The organism is Cupriavidus oxalaticus (assembly GCF_004768545.1).
Taxonomy (GTDB): domain Bacteria; phylum Pseudomonadota; class Gammaproteobacteria; order Burkholderiales; family Burkholderiaceae; genus Cupriavidus; species Cupriavidus oxalaticus_A.
On sequence record NZ_CP038634.1, the window covers coordinates 1,320,207 to 1,345,262 of the forward strand.

Annotated in this window: 20 protein-coding genes; 7 read left to right on the top strand and 13 right to left on the bottom strand. The window is 69.3% G+C overall.

The window, feature by feature from the left end:
- Positions 1-6 precede the first annotated feature (6 nt).
- Entirely contained in the window at positions 7-510 is a 504-nt protein-coding gene (locus E0W60_RS05900; RefSeq protein WP_135703336.1) for a methylated-DNA--[protein]-cysteine S-methyltransferase, read from the bottom strand.
- Positions 507-1,991 (bottom strand): AlkA N-terminal domain-containing protein, encoded by a 1,485-nt coding sequence (locus E0W60_RS05905; protein ID WP_135703337.1) that lies wholly within the window; start codon positions 1,989-1,991, stop codon positions 507-509. Before E0W60_RS05905 ends, E0W60_RS05900 begins: the two co-directional genes overlap by 4 nt.
- A 180-nt stretch (positions 1,992-2,171) precedes the next feature.
- Here E0W60_RS05905 and E0W60_RS05910 point away from each other — a divergent pair, with 180 nt between their 5' ends.
- Together E0W60_RS05910 and E0W60_RS05915 are read left to right on the top strand one after the other, a co-directional pair.
- Complete coding sequence (locus E0W60_RS05910) at positions 2,172-5,024, top strand: M16 family metallopeptidase (protein ID WP_135703338.1); 2,853 nt, start codon at positions 2,172-2,174, stop codon at positions 5,022-5,024.
- Positions 5,025-5,217: 193 nt separating this feature from the next.
- Entirely contained in the window at positions 5,218-5,607 is a 390-nt protein-coding gene (locus E0W60_RS05915; protein ID WP_135703339.1) for a PHA-granule associated protein 4, read from the top strand.
- Between the two features lie 79 nt (positions 5,608-5,686).
- Here the strand turns inward: E0W60_RS05915 and E0W60_RS05920 are convergent, their stop codons facing one another.
- The 3 genes from E0W60_RS05920 to E0W60_RS05930 form a co-directional block, all read right to left on the bottom strand.
- Positions 5,687-6,250, bottom strand: a complete 564-nt coding sequence (locus tag E0W60_RS05920; protein WP_135703340.1) for a hypothetical protein — start codon at positions 6,248-6,250, stop codon at positions 5,687-5,689.
- Positions 6,251-6,282: 32 nt separating this feature from the next.
- Positions 6,283-7,440 (bottom strand): acyl-CoA dehydrogenase family protein, encoded by a 1,158-nt coding sequence (locus E0W60_RS05925; RefSeq protein ID WP_133095585.1) that lies wholly within the window; start codon positions 7,438-7,440, stop codon positions 6,283-6,285.
- Positions 7,441-7,559: 119 nt separating this feature from the next.
- Entirely contained in the window at positions 7,560-9,356 is a 1,797-nt protein-coding gene (locus E0W60_RS05930) for an OPT/YSL family transporter (protein WP_135703341.1), read from the bottom strand.
- A 192-nt stretch (positions 9,357-9,548) separates the two neighbouring features.
- Between E0W60_RS05930 and E0W60_RS05935 the strand changes: the two genes are divergently transcribed.
- From E0W60_RS05935 to E0W60_RS05945, 3 genes are read left to right on the top strand one after another with little or no spacing between them, the layout of a single operon-like run.
- A complete protein-coding gene (locus E0W60_RS05935) occupies positions 9,549-11,249 on the top strand; it encodes an FAD-dependent oxidoreductase (RefSeq protein ID WP_135703342.1) in 1,701 nt (566 codons plus the stop codon).
- On the top strand, positions 11,239-11,418 hold the full coding sequence (locus E0W60_RS05940; RefSeq protein WP_135703343.1) for a hypothetical protein: 180 nt from the start codon (positions 11,239-11,241) through the stop codon (positions 11,416-11,418). The genes E0W60_RS05935 and E0W60_RS05940 overlap by 11 nt, the downstream gene beginning before the upstream one ends.
- Before the next feature lie 33 nt (positions 11,419-11,451).
- Positions 11,452-11,919: a MarR family winged helix-turn-helix transcriptional regulator gene (locus E0W60_RS05945; protein WP_135703344.1), complete on the top strand. Its 468-nt coding sequence runs from the start codon at positions 11,452-11,454 to the stop codon at positions 11,917-11,919.
- Positions 11,920-11,941: 22 nt separating this feature from the next.
- Here E0W60_RS05945 and E0W60_RS05950 read toward each other — a convergent pair whose 3' ends face one another.
- The 6 genes from E0W60_RS05950 to zwf form a co-directional block, all read right to left on the bottom strand.
- Positions 11,942-12,397: a YccF domain-containing protein gene (locus E0W60_RS05950; RefSeq protein ID WP_133095580.1), complete on the bottom strand. Its 456-nt coding sequence runs from the start codon at positions 12,395-12,397 to the stop codon at positions 11,942-11,944.
- A gap of 213 nt (positions 12,398-12,610) precedes the next feature.
- Entirely contained in the window at positions 12,611-13,945 is a 1,335-nt protein-coding gene (locus tag E0W60_RS05955; RefSeq protein WP_135703345.1) for a sensor histidine kinase, read from the bottom strand.
- Positions 13,945-14,640: a response regulator gene (locus E0W60_RS05960; protein WP_135703346.1), complete on the bottom strand. Its 696-nt coding sequence runs from the start codon at positions 14,638-14,640 to the stop codon at positions 13,945-13,947. Before E0W60_RS05960 ends, E0W60_RS05955 begins: the two co-directional genes overlap by 1 nt.
- 2 nt (positions 14,641-14,642) lie before the next feature.
- Positions 14,643-15,680: a glucokinase gene (glk, locus tag E0W60_RS05965; protein WP_135703347.1), complete on the bottom strand. Its 1,038-nt coding sequence runs from the start codon at positions 15,678-15,680 to the stop codon at positions 14,643-14,645.
- 30 nt (positions 15,681-15,710) lie between these two features.
- Positions 15,711-16,391: a 6-phosphogluconolactonase gene (gene pgl / locus E0W60_RS05970; protein ID WP_133095576.1), complete on the bottom strand. Its 681-nt coding sequence runs from the start codon at positions 16,389-16,391 to the stop codon at positions 15,711-15,713.
- Between the two features lie 15 nt (positions 16,392-16,406).
- The gene (zwf, locus tag E0W60_RS05975; protein WP_133095575.1) at positions 16,407-17,864 is read right to left on the bottom strand and encodes a glucose-6-phosphate dehydrogenase; all 1,458 of its coding nucleotides are present in this window, start codon (positions 17,862-17,864) and stop codon (positions 16,407-16,409) included.
- Positions 17,865-18,080: 216 nt separating this feature from the next.
- Here zwf and edd point away from each other — a divergent pair, with 216 nt between their 5' ends.
- Positions 18,081-19,910, top strand: a complete 1,830-nt coding sequence (gene edd, locus E0W60_RS05980) for a phosphogluconate dehydratase (RefSeq protein WP_135703348.1) — start codon at positions 18,081-18,083, stop codon at positions 19,908-19,910.
- Positions 19,911-20,178: 268 nt separating this feature from the next.
- Here the strand turns inward: edd and E0W60_RS05985 are convergent, their stop codons facing one another.
- Positions 20,179-21,069 carry a helix-turn-helix domain-containing protein gene (locus E0W60_RS05985; RefSeq protein ID WP_135703349.1) on the bottom strand — a complete coding sequence of 297 codons (891 nt, stop codon included), beginning with the start codon at positions 21,067-21,069 and terminating at the stop codon, positions 20,179-20,181.
- A 237-nt stretch (positions 21,070-21,306) separates the two neighbouring features.
- Complete coding sequence (locus E0W60_RS05990) at positions 21,307-22,554, bottom strand: MFS transporter (RefSeq protein ID WP_135703350.1); 1,248 nt, start codon at positions 22,552-22,554, stop codon at positions 21,307-21,309.
- Between the two features lie 330 nt (positions 22,555-22,884).
- Between E0W60_RS05990 and E0W60_RS05995 the strand changes: the two genes are divergently transcribed.
- On the top strand, positions 22,885-25,044 hold the full coding sequence (locus E0W60_RS05995; protein WP_135703351.1) for a TonB-dependent receptor family protein: 2,160 nt from the start codon (positions 22,885-22,887) through the stop codon (positions 25,042-25,044).
- The last annotated feature ends 12 nt before the right edge of the window (positions 25,045-25,056 follow it).

Sequence of the window (25,056 nt, forward strand, 5' to 3'; positions counted from 1 at the left end):
GCCGGCTCAAGCGCCCGCCGGGCCGACACCCTCGCGCCGCAACAGCGCGCGCTTGCGCTCGATGCCGCCGGCGTAGCCCGTCAGCGCGCCGGCAGTGCCGAGCACGCGATGGCAGGGCACGATGACGGACAGCGGGTTGCGCCCCACCGCGCCGCCGACCGCGCGCGCGTGCGTCGGCGGCAGGCCGAGGGCGCCGGCCAGTTCGCCGTAGGACGCCGTTGCGCCGCATGGAATGGCCTGCAGCGCGTGCCAGACGCGCTGCTGGAACGGGCTGCCCGCGAAGCGCACCGGCACGGTAAAGGCGTCGCGCTTGCCGGCGAAGTATTCGGCCAGCTCCAGCGCGGCGCGTTCGAGCACGGCCGCCTCCTGCAGCGATGCTTCGCCACTGCTTGCTGCCACGTTGGCGGGATAGTACTTCTGCCCCGCGAAGAAGACGCCGGTCAGGTGCGTCCCTTCCGCGCGCAACAGCATGGTGCCCAGCGGGCTGTCGATCTGGCGATAGCTGCTCATGTCATGGTCTCCGGTTCGGACGCGGCGGGCGCGTCCTTCATGGTCTCATAGCGATGCCACAGGTGGACCGCCGCATAGGCGCGCCACGGCGCCCATTGCGCAGTGCGCGCGTGCATTGCACTGACGGTGCCGACGCCCAGCACCTTGCGCAGCGCATAGTCGGTGCCAGGGAAGGCATCGGGCCAGCCCAGCGCGCGCATGGCGACGTACTGCGCGGTCCAGTCGCCGATGCCGTCGATGGCGCGCAGCGCCGCGACGGTCGCTTCGGGCGGCGCGTGCGCGTCAAGCGCGAGTGTGCCGTCGGCCACGCGCTGCGCCAGCGCCTGCAACGTGTGCGCCTTGCCCGCCGGCACGCCGGCGTCGCGCAGGTCCTGCGGCGGCATGGCGGCGATGGCGGCGGCGCTCGGGAACAGGTAGCGCAGACTGCCCGGCAGGGCATCGGGCAGCGTTGCCGCCGAATCCGCGCGCTGCGCCAGTGCGGCCAGGATGCGGCGCGCGTGCGCCACCGAAATGACCTGACCCACCACCGCACGCACGGCAATCTCAAACCCGTCGACGCTGCCCGGCAACCGCATGCCCGGCACGGCCTGCGCGAGTTCGCCGAGATGGCGGTCGACCACATCGGGGCGGCAGCCCAGGTCGCACAGGCGCCGCACCTTGCCCAGCGCCTGCGGGATCGCGCGCGCCAGCGACGCCGACAAGGTCACGCGCAACACCATGCGGCGCGGCACATGCTCAATGCGGACCCAGCCGTCATGCACGGTGCCGCCCGCTTCCACGCGCAGCGTGCGCGCATAGGCGCCGTCGCGGATCTCTTCGATGCCATCCACCGCGCGCGCGGCCAGGAAGCCCAGCAGCGCCTCCCACGCCAGCGGCGGCCGGTAGCCAAGCTCGAACACGAGCCGGTCGGCCACGCCGTCGGCAGCGCGCCGGCGCAGCGCGAGCGGGGTCAGGCCGTAGCGCGTCTTCAGCACATCGTTGAAGCGGCGCACGCTGCCGAAGCCGGCCGCCAGCGCCACCTCGGTCACCGGCAGCGCGGTGTCGGCCAGCAGGCGCTTGGCCAGCAGCAGCCGCTGGGTCTGCGCGTACTCGAGCACCGAGACACCGAACTGCGCATCGAACAGGCGCCGCAAATGCCGCTCGGTCACGCCGATGCGCGCGGCCAGCGTGGTGACGCTGCCTTCGGCCATGAAGCCTTCGTCGATCAGCGTGGCGGCGGCCTGCGCGAGCCGGCCCGAGATATCGGCAAGCCCGTGCCCGGGCGCCAGTTCCGGGCGGCAGCGCAGGCAGGGCCGGAAGCCGTGCTTCTCGGCGGCGGCGGCACTTTCGTAGAAGGTGCAGTTCTCGCGCTTGGGGGTGCGTACTGCGCACACCGGCCGGCAGTACACACCGGTCGAGGAGACGCCTACGAAGAAGCGCCCGTCGAAGCGGCGGTCATGCGATGCCACGGCCTTGTAGCAGGTGTCGGGATCAAGGTTCATGCAGGCATGCTACCGCTTCGGCCGCCTGGGCACCGGCTGGATTCGGACATTTCCCTCTGGCATGCAGAGGTGGGCTGCGGCACAGTTCCGGGTATGGGCGGCGGCTAGAATTGCGCTTTGCGCCACTGCCGCGCCCCCCTTCAGCTCATTACCCGGCAGCCAGCCCACACCGGAGATGCCATGCGCCGTTTTGCCCTGCACCTGTCGATGCTTGCCTTGCTGGCCCCGCTGCCCGCGCCGGCGCAACCCGTGCAGCCGGTGCCGGCGGCATCGCCTGCGCAGGCGCAGCAGGTCGCCACTGTGGAGGGCATCACCGAATACCGCCTGCCCAACGGCCTGCGCATCGTCATGGCCCCGGACGCGGCCAAGCCCACCACCACGGTCAATATCACCTACCTCGTGGGCAGCCGCCACGAGAACTATGGCGAGACCGGCATGGCCCACCTGCTCGAGCACCTGCTGTTCAAGGGCACGCCTTCGCTGCCGGGCAAGGCCATTCCGACCGAGTTCGCGCGGCGCGGCATGAGCGTCAACGGCACCACCACGCAGGACCGTACCAATTATTTCGGCACCTTTGCCGCCAGCGACGAAAACCTCGACTGGGCGCTGCGCATGGAAGCGGACCGCATGGTGAACAGCGTGCTGTCCAAGGCCGACCTCGACAGCGAGATGACTGTGGTGCGCAACGAGATGGAAATGGGCGAGAACAGCCCGTCGCGCATGCTGATGCAGCAGACCATGTCCGCCGCATACCGCTGGCACAACTACGGCAAGGCACCGATCGGCGCGCGCAGCGACGTCGAGAACGTCAGCATCGACAACCTGCGCGCGTTCTACCGGCGCTACTACCAGCCGGACAACGCGGTGCTGGTGGTGGCGGGCAAGTTCGATCCCGCCGCCACGCTGGCACGCATCGAGCGCTACTTCGGCCCGATCCCGCGCCCCACGCGCGTGCTGCCGCCCGAGCATACGGTCGAGCCGGCGCAGGAAGGCGCGCGCGAACTGGTGATCATGCGGCCCGGCGACAACAGCCTGGTGGCCGCGCAGTACCACGTCAGCCCCGGCGCACATCCCGACACCACGGCGCTGTCGCTGCTGACGATCATCCTCGGCGACACGCCCGGCGGGCGCCTGTACAAGGCGCTGGTCGAGCGCGGCCAGGCCGCTTCGATCGGCAGCGCGTTCTATGCGATGAAGGACCCCGGCACGCTGCTGTTCATGGCGGAGACGTCCAGGGACCAGTCGCTGGCAGCCGCGCGCGCGGGCCTGATCACGCAGGTCGAAGGCTTTGCCGAGGCCCCCGTGACCGAAGCCGAGCTGGAACGCGCACGCGTGCGCATGCGCAATGCCTACGACCACTACATGAGCGACCCCGGCGCGCTTGGCATCGCCCTGTCGGAGGCCATTGCAAAAGGCGACTGGCGGCTGTTCTTCCTGAACCGCGATCGCATCGAGACCACCACGCTGGCGGACGTGCAGCGCGTGGCACAGAACTACCTGCAGTCGTCAAACCGCACCGTGGGCCTGTTCGTACCGTCCGCGCAGCCAGCCCGCGCGCAGGTGCCCGGCAAGCCTGATGTCGCCGCGATGGTCAGCGGCTACCAGGGCAAGCCGGCGCTGGCCGCGGTCGCGCCGTTCGACCCCAGCCCCGCCAATATCGACGCACATACCACGCGCCAGACGCTGGCCAACGGCATGCAGCTAGCCCTGTTGCCCAAGCCCGCGCGCGGCGAGGTGGTGCATGGCGTGCTGGTGCTGCGCATGGGCGACGTGCAGAGCCTGCAAGGGCTGACCACGGTGGGGGCGATGACCGCGTCAATGCTTCGGCGCGGCGCCGCCGGCATGAACCGCGAGCAGATCGCCGATCGCATCGAGGCGCTGCGCGCGCGCGTCGGCATCGGCGGCAGTTCGGAGCGCGTGACCGTCAGCTTCGAGACACGCCGGACGCAGCTGCCCGAACTGCTGGCACTGCTGCGCGAGATCCTGCGCGCGCCGGACTTTCCCGAAGCGGAGTTCGAGACGCTGCGCAAGACCAGCATCGCGGATATCGAAAGCATCCAGAGCCAGCCGGGCGTGATGGCGTCGAACGCACTGGGCCGTCACGGCGATCCGTATCCCATGGGCGATCCGCGCCACGCGCGCAGCTTTGCCGAGAACATCGCCGACCTGCGCGCGGCCACGCTGGCGCAGGTGCGCGATTTCCACGCGCGTTTCTACGGCGCGGGCAATGCGCAACTGAGCCTGGTAGGCGACTTCGATGCGCCGGCCGCGGCGGCGCAGGTCGCGCAGCTGTTCGGCGACTGGACCGCGGCGCAGCCGTTTGAACGCGTCGACCGGCCGTTCGTGCCGATTGCGCCGGCCGAATTCACGCTGCCCGCGCCGGGCAAGGCCAATGCCGTCTACGTGGCCGCGGCGCCGATCGACCTGACCAGCGACTCGCCGGACTATGCGCTGATGATGATCGCAAACCGCGTGCTGGGTGGTGCCAGCCTGCGCAGCCGGCTGGCCGACCGCCTGCGCCAGCAGGAAGGGTTGAGCTATGGCGCCAGCAGCTGGGTACAGGTGGGCGCGCTCGACCGCGCCGGCCGCTTCGGCGTGCAGGCGCAATACGCGCCGCAGAACCTCGCGCGCTTGCAGCGCGCGGTCGCCGACGAGCTCGAGCGCTTCACACGTGACGGCATCACCGCACCGGAACTGGCAGAAGCGGTCAGCGGCCTGCTGCAGCAGGGCACGGTCAGCCGCAGCAATGACGCGGCGCTGGCGGGTGCGCTTGCCAACCAGCTCTACCTGGGCCGCACCATGGCCTTCACCGCGGAACTCGAGGCTCGGCTGCGCGCGGCCACGACGGAATCGGTCAACGCCGCGATCCGGCGCTATATGCAGGCGGGTGGCATGTCGCGCGTCTATGCGGGCGACTTCAGCGGCGCGCCTGCGGCGCAGCCGACTCAGGCACGCGAGGCGGCCAGCGGCAGCCAGGCAGGCGGCGGGGCGAACACTGAAGCCGCCGGCGCCACATCGGCCGCGCAGCCCTGACATACCGGGGAAACAAAGTTCGGCTGCACTGGCGGGAAGCGCAGGACCGGCCAGGCAGCAGCTGCCCGGGCGGCTAGGCTAACGGCCGGGGCGCGCAAGGCCGGGCATGTAGGCATCGCCGCGGTGCAGGCTCTTGCCGCGACCCCGGGTTGACTGTATATTCGTACAGTATAAGTCGATACAAGAGGTGTGGATGTCAATCGTGCGAGCTGGCAGCAAGGCAGAAGCGCTCCGGCTTCTGGCCTCGGAAAACGTGCTGGCGCTGGAGCTGGACTACGAGACAGGCTGGCAGGATGCGGTCGAACTCGGCAGGCTCGGAGAAAAGCGCGGTATCAAGGTGCAGTATCGCGGACAGGAAAGCATCGCCGTCCGCTCCCGCGAAGCCCTGATCGAAGGGCTTGCCAAACCCAAGGGCACGTTCCGCCAACGCAATCTCTATTGCCAGTTCGATCTCGGCACGCTGGCGGACCATGAACTGCTCGACCTCGAGGCCAAGGCCACGCGGCTCGGGGACTATATTCTCGCGGGCCACCTGCTGCGCGATGTCGATGGAGTGTGGCCGCAGCCAAAAAGCGAGCAATAAGCGAGCAATAAGCGCTGCAACCAAAAGCAAAGGCCGCCATGCCGGCGGCCTTCGACCTTCTATATTGCACGCGGCGCGATCAGTGCCAGACCCGCGTCGCGTTGGCCCATCGCGCCGCGCACGATTGCGTGGCGGCAGCGGCGATTGACTCGGCCGCATCATCGGCAAGCTCGCCGGCATCGGCCGGCGACACCTGCGCGGCGCTGTCCAGCGCCGTGCGCCACATGACTGCCGACACCAGCGTCTTGCATTGGCGGCGTTCGCCATGCGCCAGCGCCAGCAGGCGCTCGTAGCCTTCCATCACGATCAGGCGGTCGCCGCGGCATGGCTGCAGCTGCAGCGTGTACAGGTGATCGCATTCGCAATGCAGGCTGCCGCCGCTTACCGCCAGCACGATCGCGCCGGGCAGCGCAATGCCGCTGGCCTGCACCTTGCCGCGCAAGCGCGCCAGGTGCGCGTGCGCGCGCGGGTCGCTGTCCTGCGCCATATTGGCCGGCACCGCGCCCAGCGCCATCAGCTCCGCGGGCGATACCGCCAGCGTGTACGCCTGTAGCGCAGTGCGATAGGACGCCACCACCGCGCGCAGGCGGTGCGGCGTGTCAACGTCATGGCCTGCCGGCCCGCGATCCTGCCAATCGTCCATGTCGACTCCTGCCGCGCCGGGCGTTTGCATGGTCAGTCGCGCAGCAGCTGCTTGGCGATGATCAGCTGCTGGATCTGCGTGGTGCCTTCATACAGGCGCAGCAGGCGCACGTCGCGGTAGAAGCGCTCAGCCTTGTACTCGGCGATATAGCCGGCGCCGCCGTGGATCTGCACCGCGCGGTCGGCCACGCGGCCCACCATCTCGGTACAGAACATCTTGGTGCAGGAGGCCAGCATGCTGACTTCCGGATCGCTCTTGCCGGCGGGCTTGGCGTCGTAGCGCTGCGCGCAGTCACGCACCATCGACAGGCCGGCGTAGAGCTCGGCCTGGCTGTCGGCCAGCATCGCCTGGATCAGCTGGAAGTCGCCGATGGGCTTGCCGAACTGCTTGCGCTCCTTGGCATATGCCACCGCGTCGGTGATCAGGCGATGCGCCATGCCGCAGGCCAGTGCCGAGATATGCAGGCGGCCGCGGTCGAGCACCTTCATGGCGGTCTTGAAGCCCACGCCCGGCACGCCGCCGATGATGTTGGCGGCGGGCACGCGCACGTTCTCCAGCACCACGTCGCAGGTCTTTGTGCCGCGCTGGCCCATCTTCTTGTCCGGCTTGCCCAGCGAGATGCCCGGGGTGTCGGCCGGCACGATGAAGGACGAAATGCCCGAGGCACCCGCACCGCCGGTGCGCGCCATCAGCGTGAAGGCGCCGGCGCGCGGTGCGTTGGTGATAAAGCGCTTGGTGCCGTTGATGACGTAGTGGTCGCCGTCAAGCTCCGCCCTGGTCTGCAGCGAGGCTGCGTCGGAGCCGGCATTCGGTTCGGTCAGCGCAAACGAGATGATCAGGTCGCCGCTGGCGATACGCGGCAGGTAAGACTGCTTCTGCTCCTCGGTGCCATCCATCAGGATGCCCTGCGAGCCGATGCCGACGTTGGTGCCGAACACCGAGCGGAAGGCAAACGCGGTGTGGCCGAGGTCATACACCACATCGCATTCCTGCGACATCGACAGGCCGATGCCGCCGTAGTTTTCGGGAATGGAGATGCCGAACAGGCCCATCTCCTTCATGTCCGCGACGATATCGGCGGGGACGTCGTCGGTCTCTTCCAGCGTGTCCTCGGCGGGCTTCAGGCGTTCGTCGATGAAGCGCTGCACCGAGGCGCGCAGCAGGGCAAAGGATTCTTGGTCAAGGGCCATGAGGATTCTCCGGGTCAGGCAATACGTCGGTCTGGCCGACATGGTACGCCGGCGGCGCGATTTGACAATCCACTGGAGATTGGACAGAAGCGTCAACAAAATTTGACAATCCGCCTGTGTCAGTTCCACGTCACTGCGAGCAGCCCGGCCAGGCCGAGGGCCAGTGCCGCCAGCGCGTCGCCGGCGATCAGGCCGCCACCCAGCAGCGATGCGGTGCTCATGTCCTCGGGCAGCGCCTGCCGCTCACGCCTCGCCCCAGGCCTGCGCCCGGCCAAAGCGCCGCCGACGCTTGCCGCCACGCCGCCCGCGGCCATCCAGCCGGCCGCCGCCAGGTTGACGAAGCCGCCGAAGGACGATGCATAGGGTGACGGCAACAGCACCGCATCCAGCAAAAAGTCCGCCACCCTGCCCCGCCGGCCAGACTGCGCGAAGCGCTGCCACGCCGGGCCGCCCAGGATGACCTTGCGCAGCACCGCCGTAGCCAGCCCCAGGGCCAGCCCGAGCGCGACCGCGGCATGCTGGGCGGCGCGCGGCTGCGCCAGCCCGTGCAGCACGCCGACGATCTTGTAGGTCATGGCCGAGGCCCAGCGCGCCGGCTGCTGGTCCGCCGGCAGTTGTGTCTGGTCCAGCGCCAGCACCGGATACGCCTGCATGAACAGCCGCGCCATCGCCACGGCCACAAGCGCGCCTACCACGATGCCGGCAACCTGGTAGCCGAACTGCACCATGCGGTCGCTGCCCAGGCGCCAGCCGGTGGAGCGGTCCTGCTGCATGTCGCTGGCTTCGGCGGTCGCCACCAGCAGCACCGTCGCCGCGATCAGGCCGACATGCGGCGCGCGCAAGCCGGCCGCGGCCATCAGGATCACCGTCAGCACGAAGGCGGACGAGATCGGGTTCTGGTCGACCATGCCGACCGAGATGCCGTTGACCAGCGCGAACACCAGCACCAGCAGCACCGCCATCAGCTGGAAGACCGGCGGCTGGCCGAACCACGCGACGCCCGCCGCGACCGTGGCGGTGCCCCACAGCAGCGCCCACGCGGCCACCCAGGCCATGCCGGGTCCACGCCGCGCCTGCGCCTTTCGCGGGGCCCGGCTACGCCACTGCCGCCACGCCTGCGCCAGCAGCAGCGCGACATCGAGCGCGGCCGCCCCCATGATCATCCCCAGCGCCACCAGGAAGGTGGCCTTGCGATATGGTTCGCCAGGCGCGAGCCATCCCACCGACACGAACCACGGCGTCAGCGCCCAGCCGGCAAGGCCGCCCACCAGCGCGGCAATGCCGATGCGCGCCCCGACGATCATGCCCGCGCCGAATGTCGCCGCCGACAGGTCCAGCGCCGCCAGCCACGACACGCGCGCCGCGCCCAGGCCGCTGGCCAGCCCCAGCGCCATGCCGCCGCCCAGCCGCGCCACCGAGCGCCGCAGCAGCACCGGGTCGGTCAGCGCGCGCAGGATATTGGCAACCGCCAGTCCCGACGGGAACGTCAGCTGCATCCGGTCCACCAGCAACGGCGTGTACAGCATGCCGATGCCCACGCCGTACATGCCGATGCACAGCATGTAGAGCACCAGCTGCCACAGCGGCGGCTGTGCCAGGCCGAGCCAGGTCATCGCCTGCAGCACCACCGCCATGCCGCCCATGCCAGCCACCGATGCCGCCGCGGTCTGGATGTAGTTGGCGCCATGCCGGCCCGGGGCGCCGTAGCTGGCCGTCACCACCGAGCCGAGTATGCCGGCCAGCACCTGGCCACCGACAAAGAAGCCCAGCGAGAAATTCATGTAGGCGGCGGCAATGCCGCCAAGTGGACCGAGCACCAGCATGCCGGCCGCGCCCAGCAGCGCGTGGTAGCGCCAGCTGCCGGCAGCGGGCAGCCAGCTGGCGCGGTGCACGGCGTCGGTGGGCAGGGTTGGCATGGCGAAGGTTCGCAGGCAGCAGTAGCGGGGTGCGTTCTGCGAAGCATAGGCCACGGTACCGGGTAGGCGATGTGCGACTTGTCTCTCTTTACAGGGCGGCGCCGCCGAGCCAGCCGGGTAAACACTGGTTTCGTGCGCAACCATCTGGGATATAGTTGCGTACGAAACCAATTACATCAAACGAGACCAGCCATGACCGACTCCACCGCACCACGCGCGGCCGTGCCACCGGTACCGCCTCCCGCGACGCCGCGCCCCTGGCCCCGACACGTACCCGTGCTGATCGCCGGCGGCGGCCCGGTCGGGCTGGCGCTGGCGGCACTGCTGGCGCGCTACGGCGTCGCCTCGCTGGTAGTGGAGGCCGACGACGGCTACTGCGCCGGCAGCCGCGCCATCTGCATGTCGCGCCGCTCGCTCGAGATCCTGGGCTGGGTCGGCGCCGACCAGCAAACGGTCGAAACCGGCCTGCCCTGGGTAGGCGGCCGCAGCTACTACCGCGACGCCGAGGTGCTGCATTTCCGCATGCCGAGCGAGCCGGACGAGCGCTTTGCGCCGATGGTCAATATCCAGCAGTACTACCTCGAAGCATTCGCGCACGAGGCCGCGCTGCGGGGCGCCACGCCGGCCGAGGTGCGCTTCGGCGCGCGCGTGCGCACGGTGCGTCCGCATGACGGCGGCGTGGTCGCGGAAATCGAGAGCGCCGACGGCGTGGTGCAGGTCGACGCGCAATGGCTGGTCGCCTGCGACGGCGGGCGCAGCACGGTGCGCGAGCAACTGGGCCTGCGCATGGAAGGCACCCAGTACGAAGGCCGCTATGTCATTGTCGACATCGTGCAGAAGACCCGGCGCGAGGTGGAGCGGCTGGCCTGGTTCGACCCGCCGTCGAATCCGGGCTCGACCATCCTGATGCACCGCCAGCCCGACGATGTCTGGCGCATCGACTACCAGATCCGCGACGACGAGGATGCCGAGGAAGCGGTCAAGCCGGAGAACGTGCTGCTGCGCGTGCAGAGCCACCTCGACATGATCGGCGAGACCGAGCCCTGGCAGCCGCTGTGGATCTCGATCTACAACGCCAAGTGCCTGACGCTGCAGGACTATCGCCACGGCCGCGTGCTGTTCGCCGGCGACGCCGCGCACCTGGTGCCGATCTTCGGCGTGCGCGGGCTCAACTCCGGGCTGGATGATGCCGGCAACCTGGCGTGGAAGCTGGCAGCGGTCGTGCGCGGCCAGGCCGCGGACAGCCTGCTCGACTCCTATTCGGCCGAACGCGTCCACGCCACCCGGCAGAACATCGCCTACGGCGCCAAGAGCACCGAATTCATGGCGCCCCCCGACTTTGCCTTCCGCCTGATGCGCGAGGCCACGCTGCGGCTGGCGCAGGGCGGCAGCCCGGTGCGGTCGCTGATCAACCCGCGCCAGTCGGCACCGATCGCCTATGCCGGTTCGCCGCTGAACGGCGCCAGCGACTTCGGCGCCGACTGCCCCGGCGCCGCGCCCGGGTTGCCCGCTCCGGAGGCGCGCGTCGCCAGCGCGGAAGGCATCGGCCACCTGACGCAATGCTTCGGGCAGCGCTTCACGCTGCTGTACTTCGGTGATTCGCCAACGCTGCCTGCCCCGCTGGCCGCGCTGGTGCAGGCCTATCCGCATACACTGCAGGCCCGCGTGATCGTCAACGGTAACGCCGGCCCCGCGCAGGGCGCACTTGCCGATGTCGCCGGCCAGGCGCAGGCGCGTTACGGTGCCCGGCCGGGTACGCTCTACGCGATCCGCCCCGACGGGTACGTGCTGTCGCGCTGGCGCGCGCCCGCATGGGACGAGGTCGGCGCAACCCTCGCCCCCCTGATGCAAACCCCGCAATCCCAACCCGCCGGAGCCCGCCATGCAAGCTGATGACCTCGACCTCGCCTATACCCGCCTGTGCGAGGCCTTGGGCCGCGTTGGCGAAGCACGATCGCCGCTGCTGCTGGCGATGATGTGCCTGGGGCTGATGAGCCGGCAGGATTCGCTGGCACCGGTGCTGGCATTGATCGACGAGGCGGAGGCACGCAGCCAGGCGTAGGCACTACAATGCCGACGCCGACCGGACATCGCCATGAAACCACTGCCACGCCTGGACCAGTTCCTGACCTACCGCCTGCACCAGGTCAACAAGCTCAGCGACAAGGACAGCGCCGCCGCCTACCTGGAGCAGTGCGGCCTGCTGCTGAGCGAAGGCCGTTGCCTGGCCGCGATCGGCGCGTTCGCGCCGCTGTCGGTCAACGCGCTGGCGCACCGCGCCAACCTGACCAAGGGCCAGGCGAGCCGCTCTGCGCAAGCGCTGGTGGAACGGGGGCTGGTCAGCAAGGAAACCAGCGCCGCCGATGGCCGTGGCGTGGTGCTGTCGCTAACCGCGCAGGGCAAGCCGCTGTACCGGCAGGCGATCGCCATGATTGCGCGGCGCAATGACGAGATCTTCGGCTGCCTGAGCGAGGATGAGCAGGCGCTGCTGGGCAGCCTGCTCGACCGGCTGGTCGCGCACGCTGCCCGGCAGGACGGCGCGGCGGACAGCGACGAGGACTAGCCGCAAAGACCAGCGACGACGCCTAGCGACGCAAGCCGTCCACGTGCGCGCGCGCACCGTCGCGGCGCGCGGCGTCGGCTACTTCGTTGGTGACCACGGTCTGGCCGATCGGCGCCAGCGCGATGCCGGCCAGCTTCAGGTGCTGGATCGCGAACGGGATGCCGATGATGGTGACGAAGTTGGCGACCGCCGCCATCACGTGGCCGATCGCCAGCCACACACCGGCAAACACAAACCACAGCACATTGCCCACCAGCCCCAGCGCGCCGGTGCCGACATCGTCGCGCCCGGTCAGCTCGCGCCGGCTGATGGCCTGCTTGCCGAACGGGAAGAAGGTGAAGCCGCCGATCACGAAGCAGGCCTTGCCCCACGGGATGCCGACGATCGAGATAAAACAGAGCAGCCCGGCCAGCCACCAGGCCAGGCCCATCACCACGCCGCCGAGGATGAACCAGAGGAAGTTGCCGATTGCGCGCATGCGAGCCTTTTGTATGTGAACAGGAGAGGACTTCGATGATACGCGCGGCGAGGGAGCGTACCCGTTTCTGCGTGCCCGTTTCTGGCCACTGGCAATGACTCCTGTGCATGGCTCGCGGGGCTGAATTGCGATCGCAAACCTGCAGCGGCGCGCCGCATGGCATTGCGTCGCACCTGCAAAGCGTACCCATTTCTGCGTGACTTTGGCCGGGGCTCAGGCCGCTGGAAATACAACCCTGACACGCAGCCCCGGCCGCGCGTCTTCCAGCGCCACGCGCGCCCCGTGCGACTGCGCGATCTCCGCCACGATCGCCAGGCCCAGCCCGCTGCCGCCGGTCGGCGCCTCCGGCACGCGGTAGAAGCGGTCGAACACGCGTTCGTGCTCCCCGGCCGGAATGCCGGGGCCGTTGTCGCCGACCACCAGCTCGACCGAACGCCCGTCGCTGCCGCGCGCGACCTGCACGTCGACGCGGCTGCCGGCCGGGATATAGGCCAGCGCGTTGTCCAGCAGGTTGGTCAGCAGGATGCGCAAGGCATCGGCATCGCCATGCACGATGGCAGGCGCCGCGTCGGCGTCGGCATCGCCATCCACGCCCAGGTCGATATCGCGATCCAGCGCAGCCTGGGCCAGCTCCGCCACCACGCCGGTGGCCAGCGCGCGCAGCGCGACCGGCTCGTGCGGCGGCGTGGCAGCGCCGGGCTCCTGCCGCGCCAGAGTGAGCAGCTGCGTGACGAGATGGGTCAGCCGCTCCAGCCCCTGGCGCAGCTTTGCGAGCGCCTCGTCGCGCGCAGCGCCGCTGTCGGCACGCTCGACCAGCTGGGCCTGCAGCTGCAGCGCGGCCAACGGCGTGCGCAGCGCGTGCGCGGCGTCGGCCACGAAGGCGCGCTGCGTGTCGATGGCGTGCGAGAGCCGCGCCAGCAGCTGGTTCAGCGCGGCGCTGAGCGGCGCGATCTCGTCCGGCATCTGCCGCAGCGCCAGCGGCGCGAGCGTGGTGGCGTCGCGCGCACGCACTTCGGCAGCAATCTCGCGCAGCGGCCGCAGCCCGCGCCCCACCGCCATCCACACCAGCCAGCCCAGCAGCGGCAGCAGCAACAGCAGCGGCGCCACGGTACGCAGCGCCATGCGCGCGGCCAGCGTGCGGCGCGCGCTCATCGGCTGCGCGATCTGCACCACGGTGGGCCCGAGCTGCATGCTGTACAGCCGCCATTCGCCCTGCTGCGTGGTCACATTGGAGAAGCCCAGCTCGGCGCGCGCGGGCAGCGCCGGGTGCGAGTGCGACAGGTACAGGCTGCGCCCGGAGCCGTCCCAGATATGGATGACGACATCCTCGTCGGCATGCGACAGGTCGCCGGGCGAGCCGATGAAGGGCGGCACCACGGGGTTGGCAAACTGGCTCGGCAGCGCCGCGGCCATCTGCTTCATCTGGTAGTCGAACAGCGCGTTCGCTTCCTGGCGCGCCTGGCCGTAAATCAGCGCGGTGGCGATGGCAATGCCGGCGAGCAGTCCCGCTGCCAGCCACCACAGCAGCGTTCGCTGGATGGAGCGCATCAGCCGGGCTCTCCCTCGCCGTCCAGGCGCGGCACCACGTAGCCCACGCCGCGGATATTGCGGATCAGCGCGGTGCCGAATTTCTTGCGCAGCGCGTGGATATAGACCTCGACGGTATTGCTGCCGACCTCGTCGTCCCAGCCGTACAGGCGCTCCTGCAGCTGCGGCACCGACCAGACCTTGCCCGGCCGCGACATCAGCGCCGACAGCAGCGCGAACTCGCGCGCCGACAGCCGCACCGGCTCGCCGCGTTGCGTGACCTCGCGCGTGGACGGGTTGAGCACGATCTCGCCATAGGTCACCAGCGGCTCGGCCCGTCCCGCGGCGCGGCGCGCGAGCGCGTGCATGCGCGCGGCCAGTTCCTGCAGGTCGAAAGGCTTGACCAGGTAGTCGTCGGCGCCGGCATTGAGGCCGGCGACGCGGTCGGCGACCGCATCGCGCGCGGTGAGGATCAGCACCGGCGTTGGCACGCCGCGCGTGCGCAGCGTGCGCAGCACGTCCAGCCCCGAGCGGCGCGGCAGGCCGAGGTCGAGCAGCACCAGGTCGTAGCAGGCCTCGCCGTCCTGCGACGACGTGGCCGCGGCCAGGCCGGCGTCGCCGTCGCGTGCCCAGTCGACGGTGAAGCCCTCCTGCCGCAGCGCCTGCCTGACGCTGTCGCCGATCATGGCGTCGTCTTCCACCAGCAGCACGCGCATGGCTAGGCGTTCCCCGCTTCGCGGTCCAGGCGCTCGGCCAGCGCGCGCGCCAACCCCGGCAGCGCGGGGTGGCGCGCGGTGACGACATGGACCGGCACGTCTTCGAGCCAGCCGCGCATGCGGCCCTTGGCGACAAAGCGCTCGGCGAAGGTGGAGGCCTGCAGCGCCGGCACGAAGCGCGGCAGGATGCCGCCGCCCAGATAGACGCCGCCGCGGGCGCCCAGCACCAGCGCGATATCCGCCACGACCGAGCCCAGCAGCCCGAAGAACACCGTCATGGTGCGCTGGCATAGCGGGTCGTTGCGCTGGAACGCGCCGTCGGTGACCTGCTCCGGCTGCAGCGGCGCGAGCAAAAGCGTACCCGTTTCTGCGGCCAGCGCGGCATGGATCTGCGACAGCCCGGCACCCGATAAAAGCCGTTCCGCGGACACCCGGCCGAGCTGGCGATGCACCGCGCGCCACGCCACCCATTCATCGTCGGTGGCCGGCATCAGTTCCATATGGCCACCCTCGCCGGCCAGCGCCACCATCTGCCCGCCCGGAGCGGGGACCAGCCCCGACACGCCCAGCCCAGTGCCCGGCCCCACCAGCGCCAGCGGCGCGGTCGGCACCACGGTGCCGCTGCGCACCCGCGCCAGGCCGTCCGCCGGCAGGTGCGGCAAGGCCAGCGCCAGCGCGGTGAAGTCGTTCAGCGCCACCAGAGTCTGCAGGCCGAGCGCGCGGCGCATGCCCTCGATCGAGAACGACCAGTTGTGGTTGGTCAGCTTGACCTGATCGCCGGTGACCGGATTGGCCAGCCCGACCGCCGCATGGCGCGGCAAGCGCTGCCCGGTGGCCGCCAGGCCATCCAGGAACTGGCGCATTGCGGCTTCGAGCGAGGGAAAGTCGGCGACCTTGAGCGCGGTCACCGGCCCGATCTGCATCGGCGCGGACTCGATCGCGAAGCGCACGTTGGTGCCGCCGACATCGCCGAGCAGGCGCGGGAAGGTGGCGCTGGCGCTGGCGCGGGCGGTCGCGGGAGTGGAGGCGGTGTCAGCCATGGCGTCGGTCACGTCCCCTTCAGTCAGAATTCAGGCCTTGAACACATCGAATCCATGCCGGTGGCGCGACGCCACCAGGCTCACCGGCAGCGCCGGCGTCGGCCCCTGCAGCACGCGTTCGAGCACCTTTGCCTTGGCTTCGCCAGTGACGGACAGGAAGGCGCGTTCGGCCGCCAGCAGCGCGGCCAGGTTCAGCGTGATCCGCGCATGCGGCGCGGTGCCCGGATGCGTCAGCAGGTAGGCCGGCTGCGGATCGCTCAGCGCGTCCTGGAGTTCGGGCGCGTCCGGGAACAGCGACGCGGTATGCCCATCCTCGCCCATGCCGAGCACCACCACGTCAGGCTGGCGGAACGCGCGATTCGCGCGCGCCACCGCCGCGGTTGGGTCGGCCACGTCCTGCGCATCGGCTACCAGCGGGATAAAGGCGGCGCTGCCCGCGGCCTCGCGCAGCAGGTGCGCGCGCACCAGCGCGGCATTGCTGTCGGGGTGGTCGGGCGGCACCACGCGTTCGTCGACCAGCGTCACCGTCACCGCTTCCCAGCGCAGCGGACGGTAGCGCAGCCGCTCGAACATCGGCACCGGCGAGCGTCCGCCGGACACCGCCAGCACCGCCCAGCCGTTGACGCGGATGGCGAGTTCGAGCGCATTGCTGATCGAGATGGCCAGGGCCTCGGCCTGGTCCATCGGGGTGGGATGTTCAAACATGCGCATGTGGTTCCCCCTGGTTCAGGCTTCTTCGTGCCACAAGCCGCCGTCGCGCGACATCAGCGCCGACGACGCGGCCGGGCCCCAGGTGCCGGCGGTGTAGGGCTTGGGCGGTACCGTGCTGGCTTCCCATGTATCGATGATGGGCTCGACCCAGCGCCACGCCTGCACCTGCTCGTCGCGGCGCACGAACAGACCCAGCCGGCCGCGGATCACGTCCAGCAGCAGCCGCTCGTAGGCGCCGGCGCGGCGCACCTTGAACGAGTTGGCGAAGTCGAGGTCGAGCGAGGTCGGCGTCAGCTCGAGCGTGTCGCCGGGCTGCTTGACCAGGCAATACAGCCGGATGCTTTCTTCGGGTTGCAGCTGGATCACCAGCCGGTTCTGCGGCGACAGCGTCAGCGGGCGCGGAAAGATCGCGTGCGGCACGTCGCGGAAGTGGATCACGATCTCGGCCACGCGTGCCTGCATGCGCTTGCCGGTGCGCAGGTAGAACGGCACGCCTTCCCAGCGCCAGTTGGCGATCTCCGCCTTGATCGCGACAAAGGTCTCGGTGCGGCTGTCCGCGGCGATGCCGGCCTCATCGGTGTAGCCCGGCACCGGCTTGCCGCCGATGGCGCCGGCGCGGTACTGGCCGCGCACGGTTTTCTCGGCGACGTCCTGCGGCGTGATCGGCTTGAGCGCCTTCAGGATCTTGATCTTCTCGTCGCGGATGGCGTCCTCCGAAAGGCTGGCGGGCGGCTCCATCGCCACCATGCACAGCAGCTGCAGCAGGTGGTTCTGCACCATGTCGCGCAGCGCGCCGGTCTGGTCGTAGAAATCGCCGCGCGTTTCCACGCCGAGCTCTTCGGCGATGGTGATCTGCACGTCCCGGACCCACTCGCGCCGCCACAGCGGCTCGAACAGGGCATTGCCAAAGCGGATCGCCATCAGGTTCTGCACCGACTCCTTGCCGAGGTAATGGTCGATACGGTAGATCTGCTCTTCGGCGAAGTAGTTGGCTACCGCCGAATTGATCGCCTCGTTCGAGTCGAGGTCATGGCCCAGCGGTTTTTCCAGCACGATGCGTACGTTTGGCGCCGTGCGCGTATTGAGCCCGGTGCGGGCGAGCTGCTCGCAGATCGACACGAACAGGTGCGGCGCGGTGGCGAGATAGCACACCACCACTTCCGGCCTGCGCGACAGCACCTTGTCGGCAAGCGCATCGAAATGCGCGGGCACGCGTGCGTCGGCCTGCACGTAGGTGATGCGCGCGCAGAACTTCTCCCATGACTCCGGCGGCGCATGGGCCAATGCGGGCCGCACGGTCTGCTCCAGCGACGCGAGGTAGTCGCCGGTCGACAACGGCTGGCTGCCGGTGGCGAGGATACGCGCAGCCGGATGCAGCAGGCCGGCGTGGTGCGCGTCGAACAGGGAAGGCAGCAGCTTGCGCCGCGCCAGGTCGCCGGTGCCGCCGAACAGCACCATGTCGAAATCAGGCATGCTCACCCTGTGCTCCTTGAGGATTCGGGAGGATTCGAGTTGTGGCGGCCATCGCGCGCTGGCGGGCCGTGTTGCGGCAAGTTTACGTGAGTCGCTACGGCTTGGCGAGGCAAGCGTACCCATTTCTGCGTGGCGCGCCCGGGCCGCGGGCGGGCCTCCGGCGTGCAGCGCCCGGCAAAGTGCGCTAGGCTGAAAGCTCCCCCGCAGGAGAACCCCATGCCACGTCATCCAGTGCTCGAGCGGGTCACCGCCCGCATCGTCTCCCGCAGTGCCGCCACCCGCCAGGCGTACCTGGACCGCACCCGCGCCATGGCCGGGCAGAAAGTGGAACGCGCCCAGCTCTCCTGTACCAACCTGGCCCACGCGGTGGCCGCGATGCCTGACGAAGCCAAGATCCGGCTGAAGGCCGACGAGCGGCCCAACCTGGCGATCGTCTCCGCCTACAACGACATGCTGTCGGCGCACCAGCCGCTGGCGGCCTATCCCCAATGGATCAAGGAAGCCGCGCTGGAGTCCGGCGGCACCGCGCAGTTCGCGGGCGGCACGCCGGCGATGTGCGATGGCGTGACGCAGGGCCAGGACGGCATGGACCTGTCGCTGTTCTCGCGCGACGTGATCGCGCTGGCTTCGGCCGTGGCGCTGTCGCACCAGATGTTCGATGCCGCGCTGTACCTGGGCGTGTGCGACAAGATCGTGCCCGGCCTGGTGATGGGCGCGCTGTCGTTCGGCCACCTGCCCGCGGTGTTCGTGCCGGGCGGGCCGATGACCACCGGTATCAGCAACGACGAGAAGGCGCGCACGCGCCAGCTCTATGCCGAAGGCAAGATCGGGCGTGAGGCGCTGCTCGAAGCCGAGACCCGCTCCTATCACGGCCCCGGCACCTGCACCTTCTACGGCACCGCCAATTCCAACCAGATGCTGATGGAAATGATGGGGCTGCACCTGCCGGGCACCGCCTTCGTCAACCCCGGCACGCCTCTGCGCGAGGCGCTCACGCGCGAGTCCGCGCGCCAGGCGCTCAAGCTGGTGCATGGCGGCGAGCGCTACACGCCGGTGGCCGAGGTGCTGGACGAACGCGCCTTCGTCAACGGCATCGTCGGGCTGCTGGCCACCGGCGGCTCGACCAACCACACGCTGCACCTGATTGCGATGGCGCGCGTGGGCGGCATCGTGCTGGGGTGGGACGACTTTGACGAGCTGTCCGCGGTGGTGCCGCTGCTGGCGCGCGTGTACCCCAACGGCAAGGCGGACGTAAACCAGTTCCAGGCGGCCGGCGGGCTGCCGGTGGTGATCCGCGGGCTGCTGTCGCTGGGACTGCTGCATGACGACGTGACCACCATCTTCGGCCGCGGGCTGGAGGACTATACGCGCGAGCCAGTGCTGCGCGACGGCAAGCTGGGCTGGATCGACGGCCCGGCGGCGCCGCTCGATGACAGCATCGTGCGCAGCGCCGACAAGCCGTTCTTGCCGGACGGCGGCATCAAGGTGCTGGACGGCAAGCTGGGCCGCGCGGTGATCAAGACCTCGGCGGTCAAATTGGAGCACCAGGTCGTTCAGGCGCCGGCGATCGTGTTCGAGCGTCAGGACGACCTGCTGCACGCATTCAAGCGCGGCGAGCTGGAGCGCGACTTTGTCGCGGTACTGCCGTGGCAGGGCCCGGCCGCATGCGGCATGCCCGAGCTGCACAAGCTGACGCCGACGCTGACGGTGCTGCAGGATCGCGGCTTCCATGTCGCGCTGGTCACCGACGGGCGCATGTCGGGCGCATCCGGCAAGGTGCCGGCGGCGATCCATGTCTGTCCCGAGGCGTTGCTCGGCGGCACGATCGCGCGCGTGCGCACCGGCGACATGATGCGCGTGGATGCGCCCGCGGGCGTGCTTGACGTGCTGGTGCCGGAAGACGAATGGCGCGCGCGCGAGGCCGCCCATCCGGACCTCAGTGCCAACCGGCACGGCGTCGGCCGCGACCTGTTCGCGGCCTTCCGCAGCAATGTGAGCACGGCCGAAAGCGGCGCCTGCACGCTGTTTGCCAACGAGGGCAAGTAGCGCACGTTCGGCGGTATTCGGCGGCAGCGTCTGCGTACCCGTTTCTGCGTGCTGTCACCGGGAATGCGGCGCCTCGCCGATAACCGGCGGACTCGCAAATTTTTATGTAATTAGTGAATATTGATCGCGCGATGTCAGACGATCACAGACAAAGACATGGCGCGCCACACCGAAAGGGCATAACCGGGCGCCAATTGGTTTCCCGCACAATCCGCCAGCAGTGCGTACCCCGTCTCCCCAGCCCTTGCCCGGCAAGGCTGGCGGCGAGTCACGCGGAGCGCGACGATCCCGCGCGCCAGGTGCCGGGCGTGACCCCGAACGCGGCACGGAAGCGGTGGCTCAGGTGGCTGGCCGAGGCAAACCCGGCACGCACGGCTACTTCATGCAGGCCAGGCCATGGCTCGGCCAGCAGCTGGCGGGCGCGCTCGAGCCGCGCCCTCAGGATCCAGGCATGCGGCGGCATGCCGAACGAGACCCGGAACATGCGCGCGAAGTGGAACTCCGACAGGCCCGCCAGAGCGGCCAGCTCGCCCAGGGTCGGGTTGTGCGCCGGATGGGCCTCGATCCAGTCGCGCACCGTGCGCCTCGCCTGCGCCGACAGGCCGCCGCGCCAGTCCGCCGGCGCGGCGCGCCCGGCATGCTGCAGCACCAGGTGGCTGACCGCCTCGTGCGCCAGCGCATTGCAGGCCATGCGCGCATCGGGGTGGTGCCAGTCGAGCGCGGCCAGCCGCTGGCTCAATGCGTACAGGAACGGATCGTCGGCAAAGGTCAGGTCGCGCAGCGCCACTGAACGCGGCTCGCGGTCGAGCAGGCGCACGCAGTGCCAGGCCAGCATCTCCGGCCTGAAATACAGGTGAACGAAGCGCTGCGGGCCGCCCACGTGCCAGCGCGACTCATGGTCCGCCGGCAACAGGCAGAGCCGCCCGGGCGCGCCCTTGTTGCCGGGCTGGTCGCGCCGGTAGGTGCCAAGGCCGCCTTCCAGGTAGACCGAAACCGTGTGATGGCCGGGATGGGCGTAGGCGGTATCGTCGTCCCGGTTGCGCCATAGCGCCACGCCCAGCCCATCGCCCAGCATGGCCGCGCGCTCCAGCGACGCGCGCGAGCCGGTGAGCGCGGCGAAGACCGCGTGGCGCTGGAGCGGATCGGACGGAGCGGCCATGTGACGGGGGCTGACAGGAGCTGGCGGGGCGACGTCGGCGGGGCGCCCCGGGGCAACTTTCAGCGACGAAAGTTGGTCCGGAAAGCCGCCGCACAAAGCTGGACTATACCGTCAGCCGGGCGGTGGCTGCTCATGCGGCAGCCAGCCAAGGACTAAGCAGGAGCTACGCAGAAACGGGTACGCTTCGTGGCCCCGCCACAGCCTGGACAGATCTGGGCGGCGAACAATCTGCGCTTGTCAGGTGGCGAGTTCATGCAGCCGGTCGCGCGAGGCCAGCGCCGGGAACAACCGCATCCACACCGCCACCACCAGCAACGTGCCGACGCCCCCAAGGATCACCGCGCCCACTGGCCCGAACAGCGCGGCGGTCACGCCGGATTCGAACTCGCCCAACTGGTTGGAGGCACCGATGAATACCGAGTTGACCGCGCCGACACGCCCGCGCATGTCGTCGGGCGTATCGAGCTGGACCAGCGTCGAGCGCACCACCACGCTGATCATGTCCGAGGCGCCAAGCACCACCAGCGCGGCCATCGACAGCGGCAGCCACGTCGACACCCCAAACACCACGGTGGCGACGCCGAACAGCGCCACCGCGCCGAACATGATGCGCCCGGAGCGCCGGTTCAGCGGATGGCGCGCCAGCCACAGCGCCATGACCAGCGCACCGACCGCCGGCGACGAGCGCAGCAGCCCCAGGCCCCACGGCCCGGTATGCAGGATGTCGCGCGCATAGATCGGCAGCAGCGCCACCGCGCCGCCCAGCAGCACCGCGAACAGGTCCAGCGAGATCGCACCCAGCAGCACCGGCCGGCTGCGGATATAGGCAAAGCCGGCAAACACCGTGCTCACGCTGACCGGCGCGGTCAGCCGCTGCGCGGCCTGGCGCAGCGTGATGCCGCTGACCAGCACCGCGGCGATGACGAACAGCGTCGCGCTCAGCGCGTACACCACGCCGGGGCCCGCCACATAGGCAAAGCCGCCGATGGCCGGGCCGATGATGATCGCAGTCTGCCCGGCGGAACTGGCCAGCGCCACTGCGCGCGGCAGCTGGCGCGGCGCCACCACGCTGGGCAGCAGCGCCTGCAGCGTGGGGTTCTCGAACGCGCGGGTGGCGCCGATCAGTGCCACGAAGATAAAGATGTGATGGCTGTCGATCCAGCCGGTAAGGCTGACCACCGCCATGCCGGCGGCCAGCAGCGCTTCGATCGACTGGCACGTGCGCACGATGCGGCGCCGGTCGAAGCGGTCGGCAACGTGGCCGGACATCAGGATCAGCACCACCGAGGGCAGGAACTGCACCAGCCCGACCATGCCCAGCATCAGCGGGTCGCGCGTCAGGTCGTACATCTGCCAGCCCACCGCCACGGTAAAGATCTGGTAGCCGATGGTGGTGCACAGGCGGGCGAACCAGTAGCGGCGGAACGCGGCGTCGCCAAAGACGCTATCCGGCTCGGCGGCCGGGACGGTGGCAGGGGAAGACATGGATGCGAAGGACGGGATCGGACTGCGAAGGCGCCGCGGCAAAGCGCAGCAATGTGCTGCAAAGGCGCCCGGCAAGCGGCGGAGTAAAGCCACGATTTTACGGTGGCTGCTGAATTAGTGCATACACGTGCATGCCCTGCGCGCCAGCAGTCAAGATAAGTGGATCTTTTGTCATATTTTACAGTGCAAATGTATCCAAGCTGATGCATGGATGCGACAAACGTCCCCGTTTGATCTGACTAATCGCGTCTGAGAATCACTCGCACTTATAATCCGGCCCCATTCGGCGCATCCGCCAGTGGACTGCGCTGCCCTTTCAGGATTTTCATCTTGCAGCCCGCTTTCCGTCCCACCGCCGGTGCCATCGGCGCCGCCCTGTTGTTCGCCCTCCCCGTCCATGCCCAGAACGCAGCCACGGCTCCCGCAGCCGGCAGCGCCAACGCGGAAACCACCCTCAATGCCGTCACCGTGGTCGGCAACTGGCTCGACAACGCCGATGAAGCCAAGGTGCTGGAGCACCCCGGCGCCCGCACCATCGTCGACCGCGTGACTTTCCAGGAAGCCGGCGCCAACAACGTGCGCGAAGTGCTGCGCCGCGTCCCGGGCGTGCAGGTGCAGGAGAACAACGGCACCGGCGGCAGCGATGTGTCGCTGAACGTGGGCGTGCGCGGCCTGACTGCGCGCCTGTCGCCGCGCTCGACCATCCTGATGGACGGCGTGCCGCTGGCGGTGGCGCCCTATGGCCAGCCGCAGCTGTCGATGGCGCCGCTGTCGCTGGGCAACCTGGAAAGCATCGACGTGGTGCGCGGCGCCGGTTCGGTGCGCTACGGCCCGCAGAACGTGGGCGGCATCATCAACTTCGCGACGCGGTCGATCCCGCAGACCTTCGCGGCCGACGCCTCGGTCTCGACCGACATCTACAGCCACGGCGGCAACGTCAAGACCAACCCGACCGCGTTCATCGGCGGCACCAACGACAACGGGCTGGGCGGCGCGCTGCTGTATTCGGGCATCCACGGCAACGGCTATCGCGAGAGCAACGACCACGCCAATATCGACGACCTGCTGCTCAAGGGCAACTACCGGATCTCGAAGACCGACGAACTGAGCGCTGCCTTCCACTACTACGAGGGCAGGGCCGGCATGCCCGGCGGCCTGACCCCGGCGCAGTACGCGGCCGACCCGTTCCAGTCGGTGCGGCCCTATGACAATTTCGACGGCCGCCGCAACGACTTCAGCCTGAAGTACAGCCATAACGACAACAACCGCAAGTTCGAGGTGCTGACGTACTACACCGACAGCTTCCGCGGCAGCAATATCGAGCAGCAAGGCACGGGCGCACAGGCCAACCGGCGGCGCCTGACCTCGGCGCCGCGCAACTACCATACGTTCGCGATCGAGCCGCGCTACTCGCAGCTGTTCCGCGGCGAGAACATGAGCCATGAGGTCAGCGTCGGCTACCGCTTCCTGCGCGAAGCCAGCGACGAGAAGGCCTCGCGCACGGTGTTCTACACGCCGGGCACCATCGATCCGACCACGCTGCCGTCGCCGGTGTACCAGTCGCGCACGGGCGGCACCACCGCCAACGCGGTCTATATCGACGACACCATCAACGTCGGCAGCTGGACCATCACGCCGGGCCTGCGCTACGAATTCATACGGTCGTACGTGACCGACAACTTCACCGGCGCGCGCAACGATGTCTCGTCCAACGAGCCGCTGCCCTCGCTGGCGGTGATGTACCACGTCAGCGACCAGTGGAAGCTGTTCGCCAATGCCGGCGTCTCGTTCGGGCCGCTGCAGTACTTCCAGATCGCGCAGACCACCAACGGCCTGACGCCGGAGAAGGCGAAGACGTACGAAATCGGCACGCACTTCAACAGCAACGGCTGGGGCGGCGAGCTGACGCTGTTCAATATCGACTTCGACGACGAGCTGCAGCTGCGCGGCGGCACCGGCGGCGCGCCGGACGCGTGGACCAACCTCGGCGCCACCACGCACCGCGGCGTGGAATCATCGCTGCGCTATGACTTCGGCGCGCTCGACAAGTCGCTGGCCGGCCTGTCGGCGTATGCGACCTACACCTTCACCGAAGCCACCTACAACCAGGGCAACTTCGCCGGGCGCGACCTGCCGTTCTATTCGCGCCATGTGGCCACCGTGGGCATGCGCTATGCGCGCAACCGCTGGGCGTTCAATATCGACGGCTACGCGCAGTCGAAGCAGCATTCGCCGGGCGACCCGAGCACGTCGACCACGTACCAGACCGCGGAGAGCGCCAATGGCGCGCTGGGCGACATCCCTGGCTATGCACTGCTGAACATGCGGCTGGGCTACGACTTCGGCAAGTCGGCGCAGAACCTGAAGGTGGCGGTGGGGGTGAAGAACCTGCTAGACAAGCGCTATTTCACGCGCTCGACGGACAACAATGCGGGCAAGTATGTGGGGATGCCGCGGACTTTCTATATCCAGGCGTCGCTGGCGTATTAAGCTGGCGCAAGT